The 10,745-nt window shown below is 71.5% G+C and carries 10 protein-coding genes; 5 read left to right on the top strand and 5 right to left on the bottom strand.

Going from position 1 to position 10,745, the window contains the following annotated elements:
• The 3 genes from LNK82_RS34315 to trpB form a co-directional block, all read right to left on the bottom strand.
• Positions 1–476 (bottom strand): GntR family transcriptional regulator (locus LNK82_RS34315; protein WP_230571079.1); only part of this gene is annotated, 476 nt, incomplete at its 3' end.
• A 19-nt stretch (positions 477–495) separates the two neighbouring features.
• Positions 496–1,281: a tryptophan synthase subunit alpha gene (trpA, locus tag LNK82_RS34310; RefSeq protein ID WP_230571078.1), complete on the bottom strand. Its 786-nt coding sequence runs from the start codon at positions 1,279–1,281 to the stop codon at positions 496–498.
• The gene (trpB, locus tag LNK82_RS34305) at positions 1,278–2,444 is read right to left on the bottom strand and encodes a tryptophan synthase subunit beta (protein ID WP_230571137.1); all 1,167 of its coding nucleotides are present in this window, start codon (positions 2,442–2,444) and stop codon (positions 1,278–1,280) included. Before trpB ends, trpA begins: the two co-directional genes overlap by 4 nt.
• A gap of 437 nt (positions 2,445–2,881) precedes the next feature.
• On the opposite strand from trpB, the gene LNK82_RS34300 reads away from it, so the two are divergent.
• The 3 genes from LNK82_RS34300 (at position 2,882) to LNK82_RS34290 (ending at position 7,246) form a co-directional block, all read left to right on the top strand.
• Positions 2,882–4,258 (top strand): M28 family peptidase, encoded by a 1,377-nt coding sequence (locus tag LNK82_RS34300; RefSeq protein WP_230571077.1) that lies wholly within the window; start codon positions 2,882–2,884, stop codon positions 4,256–4,258.
• A 100-nt stretch (positions 4,259–4,358) separates the two neighbouring features.
• Positions 4,359–5,480, top strand: a complete 1,122-nt coding sequence (locus tag LNK82_RS34295) for a cytochrome P450 (protein WP_230571076.1) — start codon at positions 4,359–4,361, stop codon at positions 5,478–5,480.
• A gap of 323 nt (positions 5,481–5,803) precedes the next feature.
• Positions 5,804–7,246: a flavin monoamine oxidase family protein gene (locus tag LNK82_RS34290; RefSeq protein WP_230571075.1), complete on the top strand. Its 1,443-nt coding sequence runs from the start codon at positions 5,804–5,806 to the stop codon at positions 7,244–7,246.
• A 7-nt stretch (positions 7,247–7,253) separates the two neighbouring features.
• On the opposite strand, the gene LNK82_RS34285 is transcribed toward LNK82_RS34290, so the two are convergent.
• The gene (locus LNK82_RS34285) at positions 7,254–7,883 is read right to left on the bottom strand and encodes a CG0192-related protein (protein WP_230571074.1); all 630 of its coding nucleotides are present in this window, start codon (positions 7,881–7,883) and stop codon (positions 7,254–7,256) included.
• A 30-nt stretch (positions 7,884–7,913) separates the two neighbouring features.
• Complete coding sequence (locus LNK82_RS34280) at positions 7,914–8,729, bottom strand: GbsR/MarR family transcriptional regulator (protein WP_230571073.1); 816 nt, start codon at positions 8,727–8,729, stop codon at positions 7,914–7,916.
• A gap of 222 nt (positions 8,730–8,951) precedes the next feature.
• Here LNK82_RS34280 and LNK82_RS34275 point away from each other — a divergent pair, with 222 nt between their 5' ends.
• Both LNK82_RS34275 and LNK82_RS34270 read left to right on the top strand, forming a co-directional pair.
• Positions 8,952–9,848, top strand: a complete 897-nt coding sequence (locus tag LNK82_RS34275; protein ID WP_230571072.1) for an ABC transporter ATP-binding protein — start codon at positions 8,952–8,954, stop codon at positions 9,846–9,848.
• On the top strand, positions 9,845–10,693 hold the full coding sequence (locus tag LNK82_RS34270) for an ABC transporter permease (protein WP_230571071.1): 849 nt from the start codon (positions 9,845–9,847) through the stop codon (positions 10,691–10,693). The genes LNK82_RS34275 and LNK82_RS34270 overlap by 4 nt, the downstream gene beginning before the upstream one ends.
• Positions 10,694–10,745: the final 52 nt, after the last annotated feature.

The raw sequence follows: 10,745 nt of genomic DNA, 5'->3' as shown, positions 1-10,745 counted from the left end.
TGTTTGTATGTCTGGAGCAGCAGCGGGACGCACACGCCGGGGGAGGGTCGGGTGCTGCGCAGTCTCTCGACCGCCAGCACCCGACCCTCTTCGACGCCCAACCGCGCGCCCACGTCACCGGGTGGCACGACGAGCCGCGCGTCCAGCACCTCGGTCTCCAGCTCGATGCCCTGCTCGACCAAGTCCTGCGACAGGCTCCGCAACCCGGTGAGGCCGTAGGCGAACGCGGGCCGCCGCACGAACGTGCCGACACCGTGCCGCGTCTCCAGCAGCCCGTCCGCCTCCAACGCCTGGATGGCCTGCCGGACCGTCATCAACGAGACGTCGAACTCCTCGCCCAACTCCCGTTGCGCGGGCAGCGGCGCGTCCGCCGGGTACCGCCCGTCCGCGATCCGGTCGGCCAGCACCCGGTAGATCGCCAGGTACTTGGGCACGCGCGTGCCGTAGTCGCGGCCCGTGCGCCGCCCGTCGTCCACTGGTGGGAACCCCCGACTCTCAACCTCCGACGGAGGATAGCGCCCGGCGGAACGCGGCCACCTCGTCCACGACCCCGGCGACCGGCGCGCCGTCGACGAGCATCCGCATCAGCACCGAGCCGATCACGACGCCGTCGGCGTCCGCACAGGCCTCCACCGCGTGCTCGACCGTCGAGATGCCGAAGCCGGTGACCACCGGCAGCGCGGTCATCCCCTTCACCCGCCGTGCGGTCTCCCGTGCCGTCGTGGCGAGGTCGGCGCGCTCACCGGTGATCCGCATCGAGCTCATGCAGTACACGAACCCGGACGACGCCCGCGCGATCTCACGGCACCGGTCGTCGCCGCACGAGGGCGCGGCCAGCAGCACCGCCGCGACCCCGACCTCCGCCGCACGCGCCCGGTACTCCGCCGACTCCTCCAACGGCAGGTCCGGCACGATCACGCCCTGGACGCCGACTGACGCCAGGTGGTCGAGGAACCCCGCCACACCGCGTTCGGGCGCCAACGTCATCGCCACGTTCGCGTAGGTCATGACGACCAGCGGCACGTCGAGGTCGAGCCCGGCCAGTTCGTCCAACAACGGTCTCGGCCGTCCACCCCGACCCGCGGCGAGCGCGGCGGCCCGCTGCACGGTCGGCCCGTCCAGCATCGGGTCGGAGAACGGCAGGCCGATCTCGATCGCGTCCGCGCCCGCCTCCGCCGCGCCCCGCACCAGGTCGAGCCAATCCGGCACGACGCCCGCCATCACGTACGGGATCAGCAGGGGCTCACGGGCGTCCCGCAGACGCCGTTCCAACACGCTCATCGCAGGTGCTCCCTGATCTGCTGGATGTCCTTGTCGCCACGGCCGGACAACGTGACCAGCACCGTCGACCCGACCGCCAGCTCACCGGTCGCGGCGGCGTCCACCACCCACGCCAGGGCGTGCGCCGATTCGAGCGCCGGGAGGATCCCCTCGGTCCTGGTCACCAGCTTCAACGCCCGCAGCGCCTGCTCGTCGGTCACGCTCGTGTAGTGCGCCCGCCCGGCCTCCGCGAGGTGCACGTGCTCCGGCCCGACCCCGGGGTAGTCCAGCCCGGCCGAGATCGACTCCGCTTCGAGCACCTGGCTGTCGTCGTCCTGCAGGAAGTGCGACATGAAGCCGTGCAGCACGCCGAGCTTCCCCTTCTCGACCGCGCTGCCGCCCGCCGCCTCCACGCCCACCAACCGGACCGGCGTGTCGACGAACCCGGCGAACGTCCCCGCCGCGTTCGACCCGCCGCCCACGCACGCCACCACCACGTCCGGCAAAGCCGTGGGCAGCAGCTCGGCGCACTGGGCGCGTGCTTCGTCGCCGATGACGCGCTGGAACTCCCGCACCATCCAGGGATACGGGTGCGGGCCCATCGTGGAGCCGACGCAGTAGTGGGCGTCCTCGGTCTCGTTCACCCAGGCGCGCAGCGCCCCGTTGGTCGCCTCCTTCAACGTGCCGACGCCGTTCGCCGACGTGACCGGCACGACTTCCGCGCCGAGCAGCTCCATCCGGAAGACGTTCACCGCCTGCCGCCGGACGTCGGTGTGTCCCATGTAGACGGTGCAACCCAGTCCCAGCAACGCGGCGGCGGTCGCCGTGGCCACGCCGTGCTGCCCGGCCCCGGTCTCCGCGATGAGCTTCCGCTTGCCCATCCGGCGGGCCAACAACGCCTGGCCGAGCACGTTGTTGATCTTGTGCGACCCGGTGTGCGCGAGGTCCTCGCGCTTCAGCAGGACCCGCACGCCCAACACCTCGGACAACCGCGAGCACTCCGTCAACGGCGTGGGTCGACCCACGTACGTCGCGAGCAGCCGCCGGTACTCCGCGGTGAACGCGGCATCCGACCATGCCTCGCGGAACGCCGCCTCCACCGCCTGCGCGGCGGGTACGAGCGCCTCCGGCAGGTAGCGCCCGCCGAACCTCCCGAACCGACCGGCCGCGTCGGGTGCGCCCATCCCGCCGGCCCTGACCACCTCGTGAACTGACACTTCTAGAACTCTAGAACTCCCTGGCCATCCTGGCAAGCTGCAAGTCGCCCTCGGTTCAGTTGCTCACAGTGACGTTCCGCAGTGCGTCGAGAGGTGTTCCTGATGCTCTCGAAATGGCGCCATGCTTGACCTTCGAAATTCTCGCCTTCGTTGACGTATTCACCGCCTCGGTGAAGTCGAAGATCGCCGGTGAGGGTCGGAATTCTCGATCGCCAGGAATGTGCGGCAACTACTCCGGTCTTGTGAACCCCGCAGCTCGGACGGTTGCGCGGCCACCGGGTCGGCGCTAGCCTCCGAACACAGGGGAGAATGGCGACGGCTAGGTCGAGTCGCCGCTCGGAGTGTTTCCGGGTCGCGCTCGCACCTATTCGTGGCGCGTCTGTGACTATTTCGGGGGTCAAGACATGCGCATTGTCGCGTTTGCGGTCGTCTTCATTGTGCTCGCCGCCGTGCCCGCCGGCGCCCAACCCCGGGACGACCGGTTGGCGCGTGCGCTGTCCGGATCGGTGAGCACGCCGTCCGCGCTCGCCACGCTGGTCGAGTTCGACGCCGCCGCCAAGCGCCACGGCGGCAACCGGGCCGCCGGCACCCCCGGGTTCGAGCGGTCGCGGGAGCACGTCGAGCGCGTCCTGCGGCGCGCCGGGTACCACGTGACGGCCCAGCCGGTGCCCTACACGGGGTTCACGGCCGACGTCGAGGTCTTCACCGCGCCCGATGGCGCGCGGGTCCGTGCGCTGATGGGCCAGTTCACCCCGTCCGGCCAGGTCACGGGCGCGCTCTCGGCGGCGACCGGTGACGGTTGCCAGGCCGGGCACTACCCGGCGGGCACCGCGATCGCGGTCGCGCCCGCCGGCGGCTGCCCGACGGTCGACAAGGCGGTGGCCGCGCGGGCCGCGGGCGTGCGGGCGGTGCTGTTCTACGACGTGTCGCCCGCGATCGACGCCGTGCTGCGCCGCCGCGTGCCGGGTGCCCCGCTGCCGGTGGCGTTCATCAGCGAGCGCTCGGCCCGGTCGTTGACGCCCGGCACTGCGTCGCTGGACCTGCGCGGGCACTCCTTCGACGACGTCACGGTGAACGTGTTCGCCGAGACCTCCGGCGGCCGGGCGGACAGCGTCGTCATGGCGGGCGCCCACCTCGACAGCGCGGTCGACGGACCGGGCGTCAACGACAACGGCACGAGCGTCGCGGCGCTGCTGGAGACCGCGGTCCGCCTCGCGCCGCACCAGGCGCGGGTGGTCAACAAGGTGCGCTTCGCGTTCTGGGGCGCCGAGGAGTGGCTCAACGTCGGCTCGATCCACTACGTGAGCACCCTCGCGCCGCCGGAGCTGGCCGCGATCACGCTGTACCTGAACTGGGAGCTGATCGCCTCGCCCAACTACGTGCACTTCGTCGTCGACGGCGACGACAGCGACCACCCGGGCACCGGCTCGCCGCCGGGGCCACCCGGGTCCGGTGTGGTGGAAGCCGTGCTGTCCCAGGGGTACCGGGTGCGGGACGTGCCGTTCCGCACCGCGGACCTCAACGACATCCGATCCGACCAGGAGCCGTTCGCCGCGGTGGGCGTGCCGGTCGGCGGCGCGTTCGGCGGGGTGCGCGGCATCAAGACCCCGGAGGAGGCCGCGGTGTTCGGCGGCACGGCGGGGATGACGTACGACCCGTGCTACCACCAGCCCTGCGACGACCTGTCGAGCGTCCACACCGGAGCGCTGGGCGAGTCGATGCGGGCGATGGCGTGGGCCGTGGGGCGCTTCGCCGTGAGGGACGACGACGTGCGGCCCTGACAGGGAGGGAGGTGCGCGCCATGTTCTACGTCCACTAGTAGTCGATGACCATCCGGTGGGGTGCGCCCGGGCGCACCCCACCACGGCCCGGGGGAGCCCTGTGTCCAGCATCTTCGACCCGCTGTCGGCCACGATGCTCGCCGATCCGCACACCGTCTACGCGCGGCTGCGCGCCGAGGACCCCGTGCACCGGCACGACGGGCTCGGCGCCTGGGTGCTCACCCGGCACGACGACTGCACGCGCGTGCTCAAGGACACCGACGCGTTCGGTTCGGACCCCGCCGCGCTCGGCCGGCCGGTGCCCGAGGCGGTGCGCAACCTCCACGTGCTCGACCCGCCCGAGTCCACGCCCGTGCGCCACCTGTTCCTGGGCCTGCTGCGGTCCCGGGAGGCGTTGGTCGGCGAGTCCGTGCGGCAGCTGGCCGACGACCTCGTCCAGGACCTGGACGGCGTGGTGGACTTCGTGCACGACATCGCCGAACCCCTCGCGCTGCAAGCGGTCGCGGACCTCTACGGCATCGGGTTCCCGGCCGACCACCGGCGCTACCGGGAGACGTCGCGCACGATGGTGCTCGGCATGGACTCCGGTCTCGACCCGACCCGGTTGGAACCCGCCCTCGCCGCGCGGGGTGCCCTCAACGAGCTCATCGCGGGCTGGCGGGAGGGCGCGGCGCCCGGGGGCGTGCTCGACGCCGTGCGGCCGGGAGACGACCGGGTGCTCGTCAACTCGCTGCGCGCGGTGTTCGACGCGGGCTACTCCACGACCGGCGACCTGATCGCCAACTCCCTGCACTGGTTGACCTCGCGGCGGTCGTGGACCGGCGCCGAACTGTCCGCACTGGACGGACGGGCGGTGGACGAGCTGATCCGCCTGGCCGGTCCGGTGCAGGCGGTGAGCAGGCACTGCAAGTCCGATGTGGACCTGCGCGGCCGGAGGCTTCGGCGGGGTGACGTGGTGGTCGTCGTGCTGGCCGCGGCGAACCGCGACCCCCTGGTGTTCCCCTCTCCCGACGAGGCGGACTTCACCCGCTCGCCCAACCCGCACCTCGGCCTCGGCCGCGGTGTGCACGCGTGCTTCGGCGGGCCGTTGGGCAGGCAGGTGCTGCTGACCCTGTTCCGCGCCTTGGCGGGGGTCGGCCGGCTCGACGCGGCGGGCGAGCCCGCGAGAAGGCCGACGGCGACCCAACGCGGCCTCGACCACCTGCCGCTCCGGGTGGCCTGACCCCGCCCGAGCCGTTCACCGTCGGCACCGGGCCGGGACAGGTGTCGGCGCAGCGGGTCGGGGTCCGAGGCCGCACTTCGTCGGACTGGCCACCCGACAGGGTGGACGAGCACCCCGTTCGGCCGCAGAGCGACACCCCGTGACTCCGCACTTCGGCGCTTCCACCGACGAATTCAACGCATCCGGCGACGTTCCGCCTCACCCCATCAGGGCGTTGGCCACGGGTTTGAGGCCGAGTACGGTCGGATTACCGAGGGTGGCCACCTCTTCTGCCAAACAGTCCGCGGCACGACCGCGGGTCCGACCGGGTATAGGTGGTCTCGATGCCGTTGGACGTTCTCGACCTGCTCAAACAAGGGTTGCCGGACAGCACCGCGCCACGACGGCGGATCGTCGTCGTCGGCGCCGGGATGGCCGGGCTCACCGCGGCCATGCTGTTGAAGGACGCCGGGCACGAGGTGACGATCCTCGAAGGCCAGAACCGGTTGGGCGGGCGCATCCTCACCCACCGCGGTTTCGCGGGAGACATGTACGGCGAGTTCGGCGCGATGCGGTTCCCGCAGCAGCACCCGCTCGTCTCGTGGTTGATCGAGGAGAAGTTCAAGCTCGCCACCAAACCGTTCCCCATGTACGACGAGGACACGTTCGTGTACCTCCAGGGAAAGGGCGTGCGGCGGCGGGACTTCAGCGCCGACCAGTTCTCGTTCGACCTGCAGCCCGGCGAGGCGGACCAGGCCCCGCACGACCTGCTGCGGCACACCGTGCAGCCGCTGATCGACATCATGGAGCAGGAGGACGAGGCCAAGGCGTGGCACCGCCTGCTGACCGACTACGACCGGTACACGCTGCTGGGCTACCTCAAGGAACGCGGCCTCAGCGACGGCGCCCTCTCCATGCTCGGACCGCTGTTCAACCTGGAGGGCCGCTACCACTTCTCCCTCGTCGAGTGGTTCTCGCACTTCTACGAGGACGTCTTCGGTCACCTCGTCTACATCGTCGACGGCGCCGACTCGCTGCCGCGCGCGTACGAGGCAGAGTTGATGGACGACATCCGGCTCGGCGCCCTGGTGCACGGCGTCGATCAGGACGACACCGGCGTGCGCGTGCACTACCGCGCCGGCCGCCGCACGCAGACGATCGACGCGGACGAGTGCATCGTGACGGTGCCGTTCGCGAGCCTGCGCCACATGGAGATCCAGGGGCTCGACCCGGACAAGTGGTACGCCATCCGCAACACCTACTACGGCCGGGCGCACAAGCTCTTCATGCAGTTCAGCGAGCGGTGGTGGGAGAGCGCGTACGGCATCACCCACGGCCTCACGGTGACCGACCTGGCGATCCGCAACATCGTCTACCCGCCCGCGGGCCAGGACACCCGGTTCCGCAAGGGCGTGATGATCGCGTCGTACTGCTGGGAGCAGGACAGCATGCCGTACACGCCGCTGGCCGGCGAGGAGAGCGTGATGCAGGCGTTGGAGGACCTGGTCAAGATCCACCCGGAGGCGCGGGACACGTTCGAGTTCGGCGTCTACAAGGACTGGGCGCTCGACTGGTTCGCGTGCGGCATCGGCCCGCTGTTCCGGGCGTTCGAGATGAGCGAGACGTTCTACGAGGACGTGATCCGGCCGGTGAACCGGGTGTGGTTCGCCAACGACGCGTGCGACCGGCGGCACCGGCGGTGGGTGGAGGGCGCGCTCAAGGCAGCCGTGAAGAACGCCTACGCGATCCACGAAGGACTGCGCGACGAGATGCCCTGGAAGGACTGAGCCAGGCTCAGCGCGGCGTCGCGGAGGCCAGCGGCACCGGCGTCTCCTGACCGGCCCACGTGCCGGTCAGGACGGCGCCGGTGAGCTCGCCGCCGGCGTCGAGACGACGGCGGACGGTCAGCTCGACGGTCTCCGTCACGACCAGCGTCGGATCTCCTTCGGCCACGCGCTGGACCCCACCCGCTGCGGGCGCACCGGCCGACCCGTGCCCGATCACGGCGATGCCCATGTTGGGGTCGCGGCGTTCGAGCCGGTCCTCGTGCTGCACGAACTCCTCGACCTGGCCGGCCCCGGTGAGGATCGCCTCCGCGAGCGCCGCCGCGTACACCGGGTCGCCGAACGCGTCGTAGACCCAGCGCTTGCCCAGCACCGAGTGCTCGGTGGTGCCGATCAGCCACTCGTCGCCACCGTCCAACGGCGCGTCGCGGTAGGTGAGGGGCATCTGGAGCACCGGCCCGTCGCCGACCCGCACCAGCATGGTCTCGATCCCGACCGCGCCGGCCGGGTCGTCGAAGCGGTAGGACGCCACCCGCACCACCTCGCCGGTCGGCCCGGTGTACCAGTCGCGGCCGGGCAGCCAGCCGGCCAGCAGCTCGACCTTGGTCGGGTTCACGGTTGCTTGGTGGATCAGGGCCATGCGGTCATCCTAACGACAGAGATCGACGAGCTAGCGCATGACCTGCTCGGCGTCGCGCAGCGCCTCGGCGACGCGGTCCGGCGGCCAGTCCAGCTCGGCGGCGAGCCGGTCCGCGCCCTCCGGGGTGACCGTGCGGACGAGCGCGCCGAGCACGGCCACCACGTCGGTGCTCGGACCGCCGGACATGTCGTCGGCGAGCTGCGCGAAGAACCGGCGCATCCGGTCCAGCCGGGCGCCGACCGGCGTGGCGTGGTCGAAGACCTCGACCCCGCGTTCGGCCGTCTCGGCGAGCATCGCGTTGGTCCGGGCGCTCGTCAGCCACGTCCGCAACCACATGTCGTCGTCGATGGAGTACCGCTCCCGACGCCGGGCGTCGCGTTCGCGGTGCAGAAGTTCGAGCCCTTCGAGGTAGCCGACCGCCTTGGACACCGACGCCGGGCTGACCCGCAGCCTGCCGACCAGCTCGGCGGCGGTCAGGGCGCCCGCGTCGGTCGTGACCAGGCTCGCCAGCACGCGGGCCGCCATGCGCGGCAGCCCCATCCGCACCATCAGCCCGGCGAACTCCTCCGCGAACGCCAGCACCGCCACCGGGTCGCGGCCTTCCGCTCCGACGGCGGCGGGCGGCTCGTGGTGCGTCGCGGACTTGCGCCGGCGGGCGCGTCGGAGCGTGGCCCGGTGGGCGCGGTCGGCCCGGTAGTCGCGGGGACCGCCGTTGCGGCCCACCTCGCGCGTGACGGTGGACGTCGGCCTGCCCAGCCGTCGCGCGATCTCGGCGTACCCCAGACCGCGGGTCAACCCCACCGCGATGTCACGGCGGTCCTCGTCGGTCAGCCTGCCACCCGGCATCGCCCGTCCCCTTTTCCTCGGTGGGACCAGTGTGCGTTCACGGGCATCTCAGTGCAACGTTCCCAGTCGGATCATTGCGTTCGTCGTCACCACGGTTGCAATGATTGGACGCTTCGCACCAGCTAGAACATCTCACTTGCGCTTTCACGCCGTTGCAGGAGCACAAAACGCAACGTAGCTTTCGCGCTCTCTTGAAGATCGAACCGGCAGAAAGGGGGAGGAATGGCAAGCGAGCAAGTCGCGCTCGACGTCGACGGCCTGCGCATGCGCTACGGCACGACCGACGTCCTGCACGACGTCACGTTCCAGGCCCGCCACGGCGAGGTGCTGGCCCTGCTCGGCCCGAACGGCGCGGGCAAGACCACGACGATCGAAATCCTGGAGGGTTTCCGGATGCGCTCGGCGGGCCGGGTGTCGGTGCTCGGCGTCGACCCGGCCCGCGCCGACGAGCGGTGGCGCGCCCGTGTCGGCGTCGTCCTGCAGTCCTGGCGGGACCACGGCAAGTGGCGCGTCCGCGAACTGCTGCACCACCTCGGCGTCTACTACTCCTGCTACGCCACCGACCAGGTCGCGCGACCGTGGGACCCGGACGACCTGGTCGCGGCCGTCGGCCTGACCGCGCAGGCGGGCGCGAAGGTCCGCACGCTGTCCGGCGGCCAGCGGCGCAGGCTGGACGTCGCCGTCGGCATCGTCGGCCGCCCCGAGCTGCTGTTCCTGGACGAGCCGACCACCGGGTTCGACCCGGTCGCCCGGCGTGAGTTCCACGAACTCGTGCGCGGGCTCGCGGCCCGGGAGTCGACCACGATCCTGCTCACCACGCACGACCTGGACGAGGCCGAGAAGCTCGCCGACCGCATCGTCATCCTCGACGGCGGCCGGATCGTCGCCGACGGCACGGCCGACGAGCTGGCGCAGCGCATCGCGGGCGAGGACGAGGTCCGCTGGACCCACGCCGGGCAGCGGCACGTCCGGCACGTGCGGGAGTCCACGAGGTTCGTGCACGACCTGTTCCGCCGCCACGGAGACGGGATCACCGACCTGGAGGTCCGCCAGGCCTCACTCGAAGACACCTACCTGTCGCTGGTGCGGCGGGTCGAGGCGGGAGGAGCGGCCCGATGAGCCCGACCACCACCGCGTTGCGCGCGGGCAGGCAGCGCGGCCTGATCGAGCTGCGGCAGTCCCTGACCAACGGCGCGGACCTGTGGAACCACGCGTTCTGGCCGGTGTTGATGCTCGTCGTCACGTTCTTCCTGCGTGACGTGTCGTTCGGGCAGACCGGGTTCTCCGTCGGCGCCCTGGCGCTGCCCGGCATCCTCGGCATGAACGCCGCGATGGCCATGGTCACCATGAGCCAGCTGCTGACCGCGGACCGCGAGGACGGCACGCTGCTGCGCGCCAAGGCCACGCCGAACGGGATGCTGGGCTACCTGGTCGGCAAGCTCGTGTCGGTGTCCGGCGGCCTCGTCGTGGACCTGGCGATCTTCCTCGTCCCGGGCGTGTTCCTGGTCTCCGGCCTGGTCACGGGCAGTGTCGACGCGTGGCTGACCCTGGCCTGGGTGCTGGCGCTCGGCATGCTCGCCGCCCTGCCCATCGGTGCGGTGCTCGGCTCGGTGTTCTCCAGCGCACGCGCGCAGGGCCTGCTCATCCTGCCGATCCTCGCCATGATCGCGATCTCCGGCATCTTCTACCCGGTCACGGCCCTGCCGGGCTGGGTGCAGTGGATCGCCCAGGTGTTCCCGGTCTACTGGCTCGGCCTCGGCATGCGCTCGGCGCTGCTGCCCGACGCCGCCGCGGCCGTGGAGATCGGCGAGTCCTGGCGGCACCTGGAGACCGTCGGCGTGCTCACCGCGTGGGCGGTCCTGGGCCTGCTCGTGGCGCCGGCCGTGCTGCGCCGGATGGCCCGGCGGGAGTCCGGGTCGAGCGTCGCCGAGCGCCGGGAGAGGTCACTCCAACGGGTCAGATAGGTGAATGACCCCCACCGAGCGCAACGAAAGGGCGGTTCCGCGCGACCAACCA

It is taken from the genome of Saccharothrix luteola (genome assembly GCF_020859565.1).
Taxonomy (GTDB): domain Bacteria; phylum Actinomycetota; class Actinomycetes; order Mycobacteriales; family Pseudonocardiaceae; genus Actinosynnema; species Actinosynnema luteola.
The sequence above is the reverse complement of the archived record's forward strand: the minus strand, read 5'-3'. Positions and strand labels throughout refer to the sequence as shown.